Genomic DNA, 15721 nt, shown 5'->3' on the forward strand with positions numbered 1-15721 from the left:
ACGTCTTTTTTTGAATTAAACTATATTGCCGAACAATTCTATATACGAAACAAAGGCCGTCTGAAACATATTCAGACGGCCTTTGTTTTCAAGTTGCTCTAAGTCTGTCTTCATCCGGAGTATTGATGAGAGTGACTTCCTTGAATTTTATGAAGCTTATTTTTTTGCTTTTTTAGCAGCTTTTTTTGCAGGAGCGGCTTTAGCAGGAGCAGCTTTAGCAGCAGGCTCGGATGCGGCAGCTTCAGGAGCAACATCCTCAGGCGCTGCTACCGGTTCAGAGGCAGCGGGCTCGGAAGCAGCTGACTCAGCCGTACGTTGATAGCCTTTGTCTTTCATGCAGGCATCAAACACAGCACGGTCAGCATTTTCACCAGATGCCTGTTGGCATTGGGTCATTGCTTCTTCAACAGTGACGCGTGGTGCTGCCGCTTCTTCAGCGGGTTTGGAAGAAGAACAAGCTGCCAACATCAGGCTACCGGTTGCAAGAGCGATCAATAAAGTTTTCATAATTGTATATTCCTAAATTTTAATTTTATGGTTTACCGTTAAACGGGAGATACAGGCTGTCAAACAGCCCTGCACCTCAATATTGAGTACCCAATTCCAATTTAGTTTCATTTCATCCTGTAAGTTTTTGATAAATTAATCCTATTGATGTTAAGACAAATGCTTAATTCCCAATAAACTCAAAACCTTGCAGGCCAGTAACTTTTTCTGTTTTTGAACTGTAAAAATATCAAAACTTAGACGATTTTAGCTGCAACCATCATTTGGGGAGTCCCTCTTTTTATGGCATAATGGACTACTTACCGGATAGTTCCGTACCCCTTTTTTCAAACCGCAGAATCAAAATCATACTGCGGTTTATCCATTTCAGAATCAGATTTTTCAGACGGCCTCACCATTCAAAAGGCCGTCTGAACAGAAAGCCACCATCATGAATCCTTTCTCTTCACTCGGTTTAGGCAGCGAATTAGTCTCTGCCCTGACCGATCAGGGTTATGAAAACCCGACGCCTATCCAAGCCGCAGCGATTCCTAAAGCCTTGGCAGGACACGACCTTTTGGCCGCAGCACAAACCGGCACAGGTAAAACCGCCGCCTTTATGCTGCCCAGCCTCGAACGCCTGAAACGCTACGCCACATCCAGCACCTCCCCTGCCATGCACCCCGTCCGCATGTTGGTATTGACCCCGACCCGCGAACTGGCTGATCAAATTGACCAAAACGTACAGGCCTATATTAAAAATCTTCCTTTGCGCCATACCGTCCTCTTCGGCGGCGTCAACATGGACAAACAAACTGCCGACTTGCGCGCCGGTTGCGAAATCGTTGTCGCTACGGTTGGCCGACTGCTCGACCACGTTAAACAAAAAAACATCAATTTAAACAAAGTTGAAATCGTTGTACTCGATGAAGCCGACCGTATGCTTGATATGGGTTTCATCGACGATATCCGCAAAATCATGCAGATGTTGCCCAAACAGCGACAAACCCTGCTTTTTTCCGCCACTTTCTCACCGCCTATCCGCAAGCTTGCACAAGATTTTATGCACACGCCTGAAATGGTCGAGGTGGCCGCGCAAAACACCACCAACGCCAATGTCGAGCAACACATCATTGCCGTTGATGCACTCAAAAAGCGCAACCTGCTCGAACGTCTGATTGTTGATTTGCATATGAATCAAGTCATTGTATTCTGCAAAACCAAACAAAGCGTCGATCAAGTTACCCGCGACCTCGTCCGCCGCAACATTGCCGCCCAATCCATCCACGGCGACAAATCCCAACAAAGCCGACTGGAAACCCTCAATGCCTTTAAAGAAGGCACATTACGCGTTTTGGTTGCCACCGACGTTGCAGCGCGCGGCTTGGATATTGCCGAGTTGCCTTTCGTCATCAACTACGAGCTGCCAACCCAACCTGAAGACTACGTTCACCGCATCGGACGTACCGGCCGGGCCGGTGCCGACGGCGTTGCCATTTCCTTGATGGATAAAACCGAACAGAAAATGTTTGAATCCATTAAAGAGCTGATCGGCAGCGATTTGAATGTGGAACGCATCGAAGGCTTTGAGCCGCATTGGTGGGGCAACGACAATCAAGATGAAGCCAAAGCGCAACCGGTTCAACACAACGACAGCCGCTCTCGCCGCGATGATAGAAACAAACGCAACGAATACGCGAATAAATCAGACAAAAGCTCGAAAAAAGCAGAAGAGAAAAACGATCCGGGTATTGTCTGCGGCAAAATTGCCGGCAGAACACGCCGCAGCCGTCACGAGCGTCAGCCTTGCGCCCTGCTCCAACCTGGTTTTGGCGTAAAGTAAACAACGCTGATTAATCGGTTTCTGATTATTTATCCTAAGCAAAGGCCGTCTGAAACTTATCTTTCAGACGGCCTTTTATTAAACTAAAAATAAAAAGGACGTGATGAACACGCCCTTTATTTTTCCGTTTCAGACGGCCTTTATTATTTAAGGTCGTCTGAAAATCGGTTTACCTTGTTACATTAAACATTCACGGTTTCGGCTACTTCATTGTAGCTGTCGATTTCGTTGAAATTCATGTAACGGTAGATTTGGTCGCCCTGCTCGTTGATGATACCGATATTGGCTTGGTATTCTTCAACAGTCGGGATTTTACCCAGTTTAGAGCAGATCGCCGCCAACTCAGCTGAGCCGAGGTAAACAAAGGTGTTTTTACCCAAGCGGTTCGGGAAGTTACGGGTAGAAGTGGACATTACAGTCGCGCCTTCGTGTACTTGTGCTTGGTTACCCATACACAATGAGCAACCCGGCATTTCCATACGCGCACCTGCACGGCCGAGTACGCCGTAGTGACCTTCGTCAGACAACTCTTTCGCATCCATTTTGGTTGGAGGTGCCATCCACAGACGTACCGGGATGTCGGTTTTACCTTCCAAGAGTTTGGAGGCTGCGCGGAAGTGGCCGATGTTGGTCATACAAGAACCGATGAACACTTCGTCAATTTTGGTGCCGGAGCGTTCAGACATGAAGCACACGTCGTCTGGGTCGTTCGGGCAAGCAATAATCGGCTCTTTAATGTCGTCCATGTTGATTTCAATCACGGCAGCGTATTCGGCATCTTTATCCGCTTCGAGCAATTCAGGATTTGCCAACCATGCTTCCATGGCTTTGATACGGCGTTCCAAAGTGCGCGAATCTTGATAGCCGTTGGCAATCATGTTTTTCATCAACACAATGTTGGATTTCATGTACTCGATAATCGGCTCTTTGTTGAGCTTCACAGTACAGCCTGCGGCGGAGCGTTCGGCAGATGCGTCAGTCAATTCAAAAGCTTGTTCCACTTTCAAATCAGGCAGGCCTTCGATTTCGAGGATGCGGCCGGAGAAGATGTTTTTCTTACCAGCTTTAGCAACAGTCAGCAAACCTTGTTTAATCGCGTACAACGGAATGGCGTTCACCAAGTCACGCAGGGTTACACCCGGTTGCAGTTTGCCGCTGAAGCGTACCAATACGGACTCAGGCATATCGAGCGGCATCACACCAGTAGCTGCTGCGAAAGCAACCAAGCCGGAGCCGGCAGGGAAAGAAATACCGATAGGGAAACGGGTGTGGCTGTCGCCGCCGGTACCAACTGTATCAGGCAACAGCAGACGGTTGAGCCATGAGTGAATCACGCCATCACCCGGACGCAGGGATACACCGCCACGGGTAGAGATAAAAGCAGGCAATTCTTTATGAGTTCTCACATCGACAGGCTTTGGATAAGCCGCGGTGTGACAGAAAGACTGCATCACCATATCTGCTGAGAAGCCCAAGCAAGCCAGGTCTTTCAATTCGTCACGAGTCATCGGACCAGTAGTATCTTGCGAGCCGACAGTAGTCATGCGTGGTTCGCAGTAAGTACCCGGACGCACGCCTTTGCCTTCCGGCAAACCGCAGGCGCGACCAACCATTTTTTGAGCCAATGTGAAACCGGCTTTGCTTTCAGCTGGCGCTTGAGGCAGACGGAACTCGGTAGAAGCAGGCAATTTCAGTGCTTCGCGCGCTTTGGCAGTCAGACCGCGACCGATAATCAGGTTGATACGGCCACCTGCTTGGACTTCGTCCAGCAATACTTGTGATTTCAATTCAAAATCGGCAACGGTTTCGCCGTTTTTCACGATTTTGCCTTCATAAGGCAGGATATCGACGACATCGCCCATTTTCAGAGCAGACACATCAACTTCAATCGGCAATGCGCCGGAGTCTTCTTGAGTATTGAAGAAAATAGGAGCAATTTTGCCACCCAGGCATACGCCGCCGAAACGTTTGTTCGGTACGAACGGAATATCTTCGCCTGTATGCCAAATCACGGAGTTGGTAGCAGATTTACGTGAAGAACCGGTACCGACCACGTCGCCAACGTAAGCAACAGGATGACCTTTGGCTTTGAGTTCTTCCAACAATTTAATCGGACCGACTTCGCCCGGTTTGTCAGGGTTGATGCCGTCGCGCGGGTTTTTCAACATAGCCAGCGCGTGCAGAGGGATATCAGGACGGCTCCATGCGTCAGGCGCTGGAGAGAGGTCGTCTGTATTGGTTTCGCCGTCGACTTTGAAGACGGTAACAGTGATTTTTTCTGGAACTTTGGCGCGGGAAGTGAACCATTCGGCATCTGCCCAAGATTGCAATACTTCTTGCGCGTATTTATTGCCTTTTTCGGCTTTTTCTTGAACATCGTGGAAAGAGTCAAACATCAACAGAGTATGTTTCAGACCATTTGCAGCGATAGGTGCAAGTTTGTCATTGTCCAAGAGTTCGATGAGTGCATGAATGTTGTAACCGCCAAGCATGGTACCCAACAGCTCGGTAGCATACTCAGGGGAAATCAGCGGACTGGATGCGCTGCCTTCGGCAACGGCAGCCAAAAATGAGGCTTTAACTTTGGCGGCATCGTCCACACCGGGCGGTACGCGGTGAGCCAACAGCTCAACCAAGAACTCACCTTCACCGGCAGGTGGATTTTTCAGCAGCTCAACCAAATCAGCAGTCTGCTGAGCAGTCAGAGGAAGGGGGGGAATACCAAGGGCGGCGCGCTCGGCGGCGGCTTTACGATAGGCTTCTAACATCTCTTTGTTCCTTTTTCTGTTTTTTCTTCTGGGCAGTTGCAAATGATTTGCAATTAAGGATTGTAAACAATCCTTTTAAGCATCATAGACCAGTTTTCAAAAAATGGGAACAGTTATGTTGCTGAATGTAATAAATTTAAACTATTTTGTTTAATGTGTTAATAGTTCAACCTATCTAAAGCCGCCCTCTTCTAGGCTTTTTAGCCAAACAGACGGGAAACTTCGGCTGATTTTTTACGGTACGGCAATATGATTTCAACGCGGAACAGGCCGTCTGATTGGATATATCTGATTTTCGCGTCGGTGTCATACATCAGAGTCAGGCGCTCTTTCAGATTGCGCAGAGCCATAGAATTACCTTTATGCGGCTTGGTATTTTCATTAGGTTCCGTTCCGCACGGATTTTCGATACTGATAAAAATAGATGATTTTTCCAATTTTGTTAATACCGTAATTATCCCTGGACGGTGGATAGATTCGACACCATGAAATACGGCATTTTCCAAAAGCGGTTGCAACAGCAGATGCGGCGTTTCTGCATCATCGGGCGCATGGTGCTGCCACATAACCTGTACGCGCATATGTCCCATGCGGATTTGCTCGATGGCAATATATTCCTGCGCCCACTCGATTTCCTGCCCCAAGGTGCTGTTTTGACTACCGTCGCGCAGTTGTGCGCGGAACAGGTTGGCCAGATTCTCCAGCAAAGTTTCCGCATCATACGGACGCAGACGGATTAAGCTGATGGCGGCATTCAGGCTGTTAAACAAGAAATGCGGACGGATACGCGCCGTCAATGCGCTCAGTCTAGCTTCGGAAATGGAAGGTGCAAGGCTGTTGCGACGGGATGCTTCGATGTACATGAAACTGAAACAAAAAAAGGTCAGCAAGAAGAAGTGTTGAATCAGCGGCCAAATTTCCGTCTTCAAAATCACTAGATCGACAAACAAGAAAATCAGCAGGTTGGAGACGTAGGAAACCACAACGCTGTACTGCGAGCGAAGCAGGGACGGCGCAAATGCCTGTAAGAAATAGACCTTGAGTAAAATTAAGAGGATGACGGGGCAAGCCCATGAAAAATGTTGGAAAATCTGTTCCGGATAAGGCACGCCCGATACCGTCATCAACGGAAAGATAAACAAACTGATTAACAAAACAATGAGCAGGCGCACCAGAGTTGCGGAATTGCGCAAATCCGGCACTGCGAAATTCTGGTTTATTTGACGTATAATAGACATGATTTCAACCGTTTTCTTTCATAATGTATAGACGGGTCTGCTATATTGAAGACGTAGACCCTGTTTTTTTATTTATATTTTAAGGATGCTGATATGAGCAAGGACAAAACCTGGTCAGGCCGTTTTAACGAACCTGTTTCCGAGCTGGTCAAAAAATATACCGGCTCGATTGATTTTGACAAACGACTGGCAGAATGGGACATCCAAGGCTCGCTGGCACACGCGCAAATGCTGACACAGTCGGGCGTTTTGAGCGAAGACGACCTCTCCGCCATCCGTCAGGGCATGGCCGAGATTATAGCAGAAATCAAAGAAGGAACGATTCCCTGGTCGCTGGATTTGGAAGATGTCCACATGAACATCGAACGCCGCCTTACCGACAAAATCGGCGATGCCGGCAAACGCCTGCACACCGGCCGCAGCCGCAACGATCAAGTCGCTACCGACATCCGCCTGTGGCTGCGTGATCAAATTACCGTTATTCAAAGCCTGATTCAAAACCTTCAGACGGCCTTGGTCGATTTGGCAGAACAAAACGCCGAAACCGTCATGCCCGGCTTTACCCACCTGCAAGTTGCCCAGCCGGTCAGCTTCGGGCATCACATGCTCGCCTACGTTGAAATGCTCGGCCGCGATTTCGAGCGCATGGCCGACTGCCGCAAACGCGTCAACCGTATGCCGCTCGGTGCCGCCGCACTGGCCGGTACCACCTACCCGATTCAACGCGAAATTACCGCCGAGCTGTTGGGCTTTGAGCAAATCTGCCAGAACTCGCTTGATGCCGTATCTGACCGCGATTTTGCCATTGAGTTCACAGCTGCTGCTTCTCTGATTATGGTTCACCTGAGTCGTCTTTCCGAAGAATTGATTTTGTGGATGAGCCCGCGTTTCGGCTTTATCGATATTGCCGACCGTTTCTGCACCGGCTCGTCCATCATGCCGCAAAAGAAAAACCCCGACGTACCCGAACTTGTGCGCGGTAAATCCGGTCGCGTGATTGGCCACCTGATCGGCCTGGTTACCCTAATGAAATCACAACCTTTGGCATACAACAAAGACAATCAGGAAGACAAAGAGCCTTTGTTTGACACTGCCGACACGCTTATCGACACCCTGCGCATTTACGCCGACATGATGCGCGGCGTGACCGTCAAACCCGACAATATGCGCGCCGCCGTAATGCAGGGTTTTGCAACGGCTACCGACTTGGCGGATTACTTGGTGAAAAAAGGCATGCCTTTCCGCGACAGCCACGAAGTCGTTGCCCAAGCCGTGCGCCATGCCGATGAAGCAGGCGTTGATTTGAGCGAATTGCCACTTGAAATCTTGCAAGGTTTCAGCGGTTTGATTGCCGACGACGTGTACAGCGTACTGACACCCGAAGGCAGCTTAAACGCACGCAACCACTTGGGCGGCACCGCGCCTGAACAAGTCCGTTTCCAAGTCAAACGCTGGCGTGAATTATTGGCTTAAACCCATCTAAACACATAAGTAAAAGGCCGTCTGAAAATTTTCAGACGGCCTTTTGATTGCCCGTGTTACACTCAACTTCACAATAAAAACAGATAAAACCTAAACTTACCTTCAAACGAGAAAACACGCCTCCTGACTTTGCCGCCATCTTCATACAAAAGGAGCAAGGATGAAAAACATTGTCTTAAAATTGATCATGATCTGCCTATGCTGCGGATGCTATGCCGTATTCGTTGCCTGGGAAAATGGCGGATTCAGCCAGCTCCATGATTTTCAAGCAATAGAGAGCAACGGCATGAGCGCATACCTTCATCAAACCTCCGCCGCCACCATGCAGGCTGAAAAAAACGAGCTGTCGATTTTGCAAAACAACCAAAATAGCTTGGCCTCTTGCGTCGGCATTGAATCTTTATGCGAACATGCCAAGCCGGGCATCTGGGTTGAACATGCAAAATTCTTGCAACACAAAGACACGGGCAAATTATTGGTACTTTCGTTGGACTATTTGGAAAACAATGACACCGCAAAAACCCTACACAACCGCTATACTGCATCGCTCCTACCCCAAGCAGACAGAACGGAGGCATGGCATTACGCCTGGCGTACATTTCTGAGCTCAATAATGTTTCTAATGGGCATCAATCTGACGCCAATGATTTTTGCCCTATTCGAAGAAAAGACAAGCGCAGCATAAAAACATGCCGTCTGAAAACATTTTCAGACGGCATGTTTCATTATTAAAGCTTAACGCGGATGAACCATATCGGCAGGAACGACCAATTCATCAAACTCTTCTCCCGTCAACAAGCCCAATTCGATGGCGGTTTCGCGCAACGATTTGTCGTTTTTATAGGCGGTTTTGGCGACTTTGGCGGCGTTTTCGTAGCCGATTTTGCGGTTTAACGCAGTAACCAACATCAGAGAATGGTGCAAGAAATAATCGATTTTTTCCGGTACGGGTTCAATGCCGACGGCGCAGTTCTCGTTGAAGCTGTTGCACGCATCGCCCAACAGGCGGATGGATTGCAAGAGATTGTAAGCGATAACGGGCATATAGACGTTCAGCTCGAAATTGCCCGATGCGCCTGCCATGCCGATGGTGACGTCGTTGCCGAACACTTGGCAGCACACCATGGTCATCGCTTCGCATTGGGTTGGGTTGACTTTGCCCGGCATGATGGACGAACCCGGCTCGTTTTCAGGGATTTTTATTTCGCCCAAACCGCAACGCGGGCCGCTTGCCAGCCAGCGGATGTCGTTGGCGATTTTGTTCAGGCTTGCCGCAAGCGTTTTCAATGCGCCCGAAGCGGCAACGGCAGCATCGCGTCCGCCCAAGGCTTCAAATTTGTTCGGCGCGCTGACAAACGGCAGGCCGGACAATTCGGCGAGTTTGGCGGCGGCTTTTTCGGCGTATTCGGGATGGCTGTTTAAGCCCGTACCGACCGCCGTACCGCCCAAGGCGAGTTCATACAAATCTTTAAGTGCATCGTTCAGACGGCCTAAACCGTGATCGAGCTGGGAAACGTAGCCGGAAAATTCTTGTCCCAAAGTTAGCGGCGTTGCGTCTTGCAAATGGGTACGGCCGATTTTGACGATAGGGGCAAAAGCTTGGGCTTTTTTGTCCAACGTGTCGCGCAAGGCTTTTACCGCCGGAATAAGGTGGCGGTTGATTTCAATCGCGGCAGCAACGTGGATGGCAGTCGGGAACGCGTCGTTGGTCGATTGCGCGTGGTTCACATGGTCGTTGGGATGGACGGGCTGATACGCCGCCAAACCCGTACCAGCGATTTCGTTGGCGCGGTTCGCCAGCACTTCGTTCATGTTCATATTGGATTGCGTGCCGGAGCCGGTCTGCCACACTACCAATGGGAACTGCCCGTCGAGCTTGCCGTTCAACACATCGTCCGCCGCCTGCGTAATCAAATCCGCCTGTTCGGGCTTAATCCTGCCGAGGGAAACATTGGTGGCGGCTGCGGCTTTTTTTACCAGCGCCAAAGCATAAATCAACGGCTGCGGCAGGGTTTCACCGCCGATTTTGAAATTGTTACGGCTACGCTGGGTCTGCGCGCCCCAATAAGCTTCGGACGGGACTTCGACATTGCCCATGGTGTCGTGTTCGGTACGGGTACTCATGCGTTTCTCCTACATTTAAACAGAAATAATAATGATTCGTAAATTTATTATACCCAGCAAAAGGCCGTCTGAAAAGAGAGAGGTTTTCAGACGGCCTTTTGCTTTATTAACCTGAAATACTAATAGAAGATAAAACCCGATTTCGGGGCAAATACAACCTGCGCCGCCGCTCCCCTCTTCTAAAAATTTTCCTCCTTGCCGATTTGTATTTTGCGCTAGGTGTTTATCGACAATAAATACCCTATCGTTTCTTTACTTTGCTTCTCTCCAAGAGCATAATGAATAAAAATGATTATCAGGAGATGAAGATGAAACGAAAACATTTGATTTGCTTGTTAATGAGCAGTTTTGCCGCCGCAAACGGCTTTGCCGAAACCTTGGCAGACCCTGATGAAATCCAGCCTGTCAAAACCTTCTCCCCTCCCAAACCGATTGCACCAACCGCCGCACAAGGCTATTTCCCCGAAAACCAATTCGACCGCACCGACCGCAGCGATCATTACTTTGTTACTGAAAACATAGACCAAGCCTTCCGTCCGCTGAAAGCAAACAGTGGCTTCTACGGCAAAAGTTTTTACAATTCCGTTACCGCGCAAGCACGTGGTGCAAAGGTGTACGGCGTGGCCAACCTCAATCACACCAAGGCCAACGGCTATAAAGACGGCGACGGCAATCAGACCGACTGGAAATACAGCCGTTTCAATCAAGCATTGGTACTCGGTTTCGTGCCGTCTGAAAACCAGGAATACCGCCTCACCTACCTACACGACGACATCAACAACGACCGCCAACCGCAGTTCGTCAACGACGCATTGGACACCGAACGCCACATCGCTAAACTCAACGCGCGTTGGGGCAATGCCGATTTAAGCAATACGGTCAGCGCAGAAGCAGGCATCATCAAACTCAAACGCCATGCCGACAATTACTCCCTGCGCCCAAACAACACGCCGCAGCAAGTATTCGTAGAGCTTGACCGCAAAGTGTACGACTTCTCGCTCAAACACGATGCGGACTTCGGCAAGTTCCACAACACCGCCGCCGTCAGCTACCGCAACGACAGCCAAAACGGCGAACGCAACGCCCACACCGCCATGCGCGATTTCCTCAACGGCTACCGTTTCGCCGATGTACACCTCGATCGCTGGCGCATCGCCGATACCCTGTCCTACAAATTTGACGACCAACACAAACTGGGCTTGGGTTTGAGCTACGAAATCAACGAAGCGGACGTTCGCAAAAATACGGCGCAGCCCGCCCATCCGATGAACCGCAACCTTGCCTTCGCCTCATCACAACAAATCTGGAAAACCCATTACGGCTACGACTTCAACGGCAAAGTGCGCCGTCATGCCTTCTCAGGCGAACTCAAATACGATTTCACGCCGTCTGAAACGCAAAAATACGGCGTTTCCCTTGCTCACTTAGAACGCATCGGCGACAACACCGAACGCTTCAACTCGCTTGCCGCCATCGTGCAAAACCGCATGAACGGCTCGCTGATGAACCAAAATCCAGCCGCCGCCATCGCAGGCAATCCCCTGCTGAAAACCGAAAAACACAACCGCATCAAGCTCACCGCCGACAGCCGCAACGACTACTACAACGGCTATATGAACTCGCTGGCAGGCGCGGGCTGGAACGTGGGTGGCACGCTTGTGGCGGATAAAGTCAAAGACCTGATTATTTTCGACCGCGCACGCGGACAAAGCGGCACTGCTTCCAAAGGCGGCGGCATCATCACACGCAATGTGGACGCACGATTGTTTACCGCGCAGGCCTACGCGCGTTACAACTTCAATCCGCATTGGGCGGCAGGCATCAAAGCCGCCTACAACTACGGACACAACGAAACCGACGGCAGACCGCTCTATCAAATCCGTCCGTTTGAAGCCGCCGTCCAAGCCGACTACAAAAACTACTTTGCCCACGGCAGCTACAACATCGGCGCAGCAACACGCTTTGTCGCCAAACAAACGCGCGGCGATTTTGATGCCGCAAGCGGTTTGGGCATAGACAAACGCGAAGCCGCCAAAGGCTTTACCGTTGCCGACCTTTACGCAGGCGTAAACATTAAAGACAAATACGGCTTGCGCTTGGGCGTGAACAACGTGTTCAACAAAAAATACGCCGAACACATCAGCGGCGACCACGTTCTCGCCCTGTCGCCCAGTGTGGTGTATGCACCGGGCAGGACATATTGGTTGAGTTTGCATGCGGCGTTTTAAAATCAGGCCGTCTGAAAGAATGCCTGCATTGGCTTATCAAGAATTAGGAGATAAAAAATGGATATGAAAAGACGCGATTTCTTAAAAATGACTGCCGCGCTGGCAGCCGCAGGCGTTTCGCCTTCATTGTTGGCAGCCGGTAAAGAGCAATTTACCGTGTACGGCGCACCGGCAATGCCCAGCGTTACCATTGCCGTAGCGGCGTTGCAAGGCAAGCTGGCGAAGCAGGCGGATGTATCGCTGAAAATCTGGCGTTCGCCCGACCAACTGCGCGCAGGCGTAGCGAGCGGACAATTTAAAGTAATGATGAGTCCGAGCAATGTCGGCGTAAACCTGCGCAACCAAGGGCAGAAAGTCGGCATGGTCAATATTTTGACCAACGGCATCACGCAGCTGATGTGCAAAGGCAGCGCGATTGCCTCGCCGCAGGATTTGGTCGGCAAAAAAATCCTTGTGCCGTTTAAAAACGACATGCCCGACATCGTGCTGCAAGCCTTGTTGAAAAAACTGAAAATCGACGCACACAAAGTCGGCATCACCTACACCGCCACGCCACCCGAAGCGGTGGGGCTGTTTTTAAGCAAGGACTACCACGCCGCCATCCTGCCCGAACCGATGGCAACCGCCAGCCTACTTAAAGGCAAAACCATGGGCGTAAATGTCGTGCGCGGCTTTGATTTGGTGAAAGCATGGGGGCAGGCGTTTGACACCAAACCGCTGATTCCGATGGCGGGCATCATCGCCAACGAAGAATATTTCCACGCGCACAAAGCGCAGTTCGACATCTTCCATCAGGATTTGAAAAACGCGCTCAACTGGATACTTGCCAACCGCCAAAGCGCAGCAAAAATTGGTAAAAACTACCTCCCCGCCCCCGAACCCGCCCTAGTCATGGGCTTGGACGGCGCGCGGCTGACGGTAACCAAAGGCAGCGAAGTCAAGAACGAGATTCTGAAGTTTTATGAAATCCTGATGCAGTTCAACCCGAAACTCTTGGGCGGCAAGCTGCCTGATAATGGGTTCTTCTTGGCTTAAACGAGGAGGGAGGCCGTCTGAAAATAATGGAGTAGCCATGAAATCTGCCTTGTTATTTTCAGACGGCCTATGCCTATAAGGACATTATCAGCAGCGTAGGTCGGATTCTTGAATCCGACATTTCGGCTAAACGGGGCTGTCGGATACAAGATCCGATCTACTCTTTTCAGATGACCTACACACCCAAACACACGCCACCATCGCTGCCGTGCGCGAACTTCTAAAATAGCAGCCAAACCCCGCCGTCCAACTACGGCAAACGCTGCAAAGCCTGCTCGCTGGTGGAAATTTACCAGCCGGAGTTATTGGGAAAACGGGATAGGTAGAAGCATTATATTGAAGAACTATTTTTATAAGAAATACAATTAATATTAGGTAGATAAATTATGTTAAGAGCTTATTACGGTAAAAGTATTGCTGATTTTATCCAGGAAGATAACCAAAGAATTTTAGGTGAATTAAGTGAAAAACATCAAAATAATAAACTAGAAATTTTGCAAAAAAATGCATGGAAACAGCAAATTACCATTTTAAAGTCCCAATTATCAGGATTAAATGGTTATATTTATTTTGAATTTTTAATTCCAAGAATGGGGAAGCGCGTTGATAATATTGTAATTCTTGGAGATAAGATTTTTTTGCTAGAGTTTAAAATTGGCAGCGAACAATATGATAGGCATGCCATTGACCAAGTGATTGACTATGCGCTTGATTTACGAAATTTCCATGAAGGTAGCCATCATGCAAATTTAATACCTGTATTAATCGCAGAAAAAGCATCAAAAAAATTCAAAAATAATTTTCAGGAAGCTCAAAATCTAAATCAGGCAATTTTATTGAATGCACAGAATTTGCGTGAGTTTTTCAAGCCTTATAATTCAACTAGTCTAATGGATGTTTTAGCTTGGGAGCAATCTCCATACAAACCAACGCCTACCATTATTGAAGCGGCACAAGCACTTTATCAAAATCATGATGTTGCAGAAATCACGCGTTCAGATGCTGGTGCAAAAAATTTGTCAGCTACGGCTAATTGCATTAGTAACATTATTGAGCAAGCCAAACAAGGGAATAAAAAAGCTATTTGTTTTGTTACTGGTGTTCCAGGTGCAGGGAAGACATTGGCTGGGCTCAATATTGCTAATCAGCGTTTAAAAGTAGCAGAAGATGAGCACGCTGTTTTCTTATCAGGAAATGGCCCGTTGGTACAAGTTTTGCAAGAGGCTTTGGCAAGAGATAGTGTCATTAAAAATAAAATCAAAAAAGAAAATGCATTAAAGGCAACCAAAGCATTCATTCAAAATATTCATCATTTTAGAGATGAATATTTGGAAAATTCACAGGCACCAACTGAAAAAGTTGTGGTATTTGATGAAGCACAACGAGCGTGGAATCAACATCAAACTTGTAAATTTATGCGTCAAAAACGCGGACGGCCAGATTTTAATAAGTCTGAACCAGAATTTTTGATTGAGGTAATGAATCGCCATCAAGATTGGTGTGTGATAGTTTGCTTGATTGGGGGAGGTCAAGAAATCAACACAGGGGAAGCAGGTCTTGTTGCCTGGATGCAAGCTTTGAAATCTTCTTACATAGATTGGCAGGTGCATTATTCTAATTTAATTGTCAATCAAGACAATTATTTACAAGATACTGCAATAAAAAACTGGTTATCTACGACAGGCGTTAAGCAAAACCATTTACATCTGGCTACTTCAGTGCGTTCGTTTCGGTCAGAAAAAGTTTCGACATGGGTACACGCGTTATTAGACATAGATGAGCAAGCCAAGTCACTTTGGAAAGAAATTAAAAGCAATTATCCTATTGTACTTACAAGAAATTTGCAAAAGGCTAAAGCATGGGTAAAGGCACAAGCCAAAGGAAGTGAGCGTTATGGCTTGGTGGCTTCATCTGGGGCGCGTCGTCTGAAAGCATTAGGAGTGCATGTCAAAAATGAAATCGACGTGGCCAATTGGTTTTTAAATCCCAAAGATGATGTGCGTTCCTCTTATTTTTTAGAAGATGTGGCAACAGAGTTTGATGTTCAAGGACTTGAGCTTGATTGGGTATGTCTAGCTTGGGGAGAAAATTTCTATTATCAGGATAACCAGTGGTGCTACCAATCCTTTAAAGGGTACAAATGGCAAAATATCAATAAAGAAGAGGATAAACAGTTTACCCAAAATGCTTATCGAGTTTTATTAACAAGAGCAAGGCAGGGCATGGTAATCTGGATTCCGGAAGGTAGTGAAAGTGATAACACTCGTCAAAAAAAGTTTTATGATGGGACATATCAATACTTAAAATCTATCGGTATAGATGAATTGGTTTAACTGTAAATACAGTGTGTTTAAATTAAAACCTAAAGAATTTCACCATACGCAAACTGCAAAACATGTTCTATATCACCACCAAAGGCAGTTATCTGCATAAGGAGCAGGAGCGTAAGAAAGTCGTCTGAAAAGAACTTATGGTGTTTATCCGATTGTCCACCCAACTTTTCAGACAGCCTATCAT

At 48.2% G+C, this 15721-nt stretch carries 10 protein-coding genes and 2 pseudogenes; 8 read left to right on the forward strand and 4 right to left on the reverse strand.

The window, feature by feature from the left end; genetic code table 11:
- Window positions 1-156: 156 nt before the first annotated feature.
- Window positions 157-507 carry a hypothetical protein gene (locus tag ACTHTK_RS03165; protein WP_107723576.1) on the reverse strand — a complete coding sequence of 117 codons (351 nt, stop codon included), beginning with the start codon at window positions 505-507 and terminating at the stop codon, window positions 157-159.
- A 427-nt stretch (window positions 508-934) separates the two neighbouring features.
- Between ACTHTK_RS03165 and ACTHTK_RS03170 the strand changes: the two genes are divergently transcribed.
- A complete protein-coding gene (locus ACTHTK_RS03170; RefSeq protein ID WP_107723577.1) occupies window positions 935-2329 on the forward strand; it encodes a DEAD/DEAH box helicase in 1395 nt (464 codons plus the stop codon).
- Between the two features lie 182 nt (window positions 2330-2511).
- Here ACTHTK_RS03170 and acnB read toward each other — a convergent pair whose 3' ends face one another.
- Window positions 2512-5097 (reverse strand): bifunctional aconitate hydratase 2/2-methylisocitrate dehydratase, encoded by a 2586-nt coding sequence (acnB, locus tag ACTHTK_RS03175; RefSeq protein ID WP_107723578.1) that lies wholly within the window; start codon window positions 5095-5097, stop codon window positions 2512-2514.
- A 200-nt stretch (window positions 5098-5297) separates the two neighbouring features.
- Window positions 5298-6335 carry a sensor histidine kinase gene (locus ACTHTK_RS03180; protein ID WP_107723579.1) on the reverse strand — a complete coding sequence of 346 codons (1038 nt, stop codon included), beginning with the start codon at window positions 6333-6335 and terminating at the stop codon, window positions 5298-5300.
- A gap of 93 nt (window positions 6336-6428) precedes the next feature.
- Between ACTHTK_RS03180 and argH the strand changes: the two genes are divergently transcribed.
- Window positions 6429-7808: an argininosuccinate lyase gene (argH, locus tag ACTHTK_RS03185; protein WP_440378337.1), complete on the forward strand. Its 1380-nt coding sequence runs from the start codon at window positions 6429-6431 to the stop codon at window positions 7806-7808.
- 169 nt (window positions 7809-7977) lie between these two features.
- Window positions 7978-8502: a hypothetical protein gene (locus ACTHTK_RS03190; protein WP_440378338.1), complete on the forward strand. Its 525-nt coding sequence runs from the start codon at window positions 7978-7980 to the stop codon at window positions 8500-8502.
- Window positions 8503-8552: 50 nt separating this feature from the next.
- Here the strand turns inward: ACTHTK_RS03190 and fumC are convergent, their stop codons facing one another.
- Window positions 8553-9941, reverse strand: coding sequence for a class II fumarate hydratase (gene fumC / locus ACTHTK_RS03195; protein ID WP_440378339.1), 1389 nt, complete (start codon window positions 9939-9941; stop codon window positions 8553-8555).
- A gap of 308 nt (window positions 9942-10249) precedes the next feature.
- On the opposite strand from fumC, the gene ACTHTK_RS03200 reads away from it, so the two are divergent.
- The 5 genes and pseudogenes from ACTHTK_RS03200 to ACTHTK_RS03220 all read left to right on the forward strand — a co-directional run.
- A complete protein-coding gene (locus ACTHTK_RS03200) occupies window positions 10250-12169 on the forward strand; it encodes a TonB-dependent receptor (RefSeq protein ID WP_440378340.1) in 1920 nt (639 codons plus the stop codon).
- Between the two features lie 57 nt (window positions 12170-12226).
- Window positions 12227-13204, forward strand: coding sequence for an ABC transporter substrate-binding protein (locus tag ACTHTK_RS03205; RefSeq protein ID WP_049335420.1), 978 nt, complete (start codon window positions 12227-12229; stop codon window positions 13202-13204).
- A 148-nt stretch (window positions 13205-13352) separates the two neighbouring features.
- Window positions 13353-13530, forward strand: a pseudogene (locus ACTHTK_RS03210) (CRISPR-associated protein Cas4); the annotation flags it as partial.
- 60 nt (window positions 13531-13590) lie between these two features.
- A complete protein-coding gene (locus ACTHTK_RS03215) occupies window positions 13591-15537 on the forward strand; it encodes a DUF2075 domain-containing protein (protein ID WP_440378341.1) in 1947 nt (648 codons plus the stop codon).
- Between the two features lie 44 nt (window positions 15538-15581).
- A pseudogene (locus ACTHTK_RS03220) lies at window positions 15582-15659 on the forward strand (CRISPR-associated endonuclease Cas1); the annotation flags it as partial.
- Between the last annotated feature and the right edge of the window lie 62 nt (window positions 15660-15721).

Source organism: Neisseria sp. P0006.S009, assembly GCF_051962915.1.
In the GTDB taxonomy this organism is placed as follows: domain Bacteria; phylum Pseudomonadota; class Gammaproteobacteria; order Burkholderiales; family Neisseriaceae; genus Neisseria; species Neisseria subflava_E.

Coding starts and splice junctions, on each gene's coding strand:
- ACTHTK_RS03165 (WP_107723576.1), bottom strand. CDS start 507: ATGAAAACTTTATTGATCGCTCTTGCAACCGGTAGCCTGATGTTGGCA.
- acnB (WP_107723578.1), bottom strand. CDS start 5,097: ATGTTAGAAGCCTATCGTAAAGCCGCCGCCGAGCGCGCCGCCCTTGGT.
- ACTHTK_RS03180 (WP_107723579.1), bottom strand. CDS start 6,335: ATGTCTATTATACGTCAAATAAACCAGAATTTCGCAGTGCCGGATTTG.
- argH (WP_440378337.1), top strand. CDS start 6,429: ATGAGCAAGGACAAAACCTGGTCAGGCCGTTTTAACGAACCTGTTTCC.
- ACTHTK_RS03190 (WP_440378338.1), top strand. CDS start 7,978: ATGAAAAACATTGTCTTAAAATTGATCATGATCTGCCTATGCTGCGGA.
- fumC (WP_440378339.1), bottom strand. CDS start 9,941: ATGAGTACCCGTACCGAACACGACACCATGGGCAATGTCGAAGTCCCG.
- ACTHTK_RS03200 (WP_440378340.1), top strand. CDS start 10,250: ATGAAACGAAAACATTTGATTTGCTTGTTAATGAGCAGTTTTGCCGCC.
- ACTHTK_RS03205 (WP_049335420.1), top strand. CDS start 12,227: ATGGATATGAAAAGACGCGATTTCTTAAAAATGACTGCCGCGCTGGCA.
- ACTHTK_RS03215 (WP_440378341.1), top strand. CDS start 13,591: ATGTTAAGAGCTTATTACGGTAAAAGTATTGCTGATTTTATCCAGGAA.